This window comes from Candidatus Hydrogenedentota bacterium, from assembly GCA_016791475.1.
Taxonomy (GTDB): domain Bacteria; phylum Hydrogenedentota; class Hydrogenedentia; order Hydrogenedentales; family JAEUWI01; genus JAEUWI01.
The window spans coordinates 1-688 of sequence record JAEUWI010000247.1; the positions used below are offsets into that span (position 1 = coordinate 1).

The window sequence follows — 688 nt, forward strand, 5'->3', positions numbered from 1 at the left end:
CGCTACTGTTGCTGGCAGGGCCCTATGTAAAAAGAGGATATGTGTCGAACACCCACGCCAACTTCGGCAGTTTGTTGAAAACCTTGTATAACTTGCTCAATATCGATTACGTAAACCACTACGACCTCACGGCTTCCCTGCTACAGGATTTTTTCACCGACAGGCCCGATTTCACGCCCTATACGTTGGACCCCGCCGACCCCGCCATTTTTGTACCTCAAAAAGCGCTTGATATTTATAAACGTACTTTTAATTGGGAAAAAATAATGCAGGGCCCTAAATTGGATAATGAAAACGAACAGCGCAAATCATTTTACGAGCAACATAAAAATGAATGAAATCATTGTAGGTTGTGGGTTGTGGGTTGTGGGTTGTGGGTTGTGGGTTGTCAGTTAAAAACAAAACGATGAGACTATTATTAACTTTAACAGGTTTGATGGTTTGTATAAGTATTGTCGCACAGGATGCCGTCGTTGTTGACACCATGCCTGGATTCCAATTGCAGGAGGTTATCGTCACTACCCAACGCGCCGAAGTGTATCTCAAGGATACGCCCGCATCCATTGAGCGCCTTACTTCAAAAACCATCGCGCTACAGCAATCGCGCACCACGCCTGAAGCTTTGATTGCCACGGCGGGTGTTTTTGTTCAAAAAACCAACCACGGCGGCGGCTCTCCTTTTTTGCGC

2 protein-coding genes are annotated in these 688 nt (G+C 46.1%); both read left to right on the forward strand.

Translation table 11 applies throughout. From position 1 onward, the window contains the following. Positions 1–41: 41 nt before the first annotated feature. The gene (locus JNK74_29010) at positions 42–338 is read left to right on the forward strand and encodes a hypothetical protein (GenBank protein MBL7650222.1); all 297 of its coding nucleotides are present in this window, start codon (positions 42–44) and stop codon (positions 336–338) included. A 68-nt stretch (positions 339–406) separates the two neighbouring features. After that, a partial coding sequence (locus JNK74_29015) for a hypothetical protein (protein ID MBL7650223.1) occupies positions 407–688 on the forward strand: 282 nt, incomplete at its 3' end.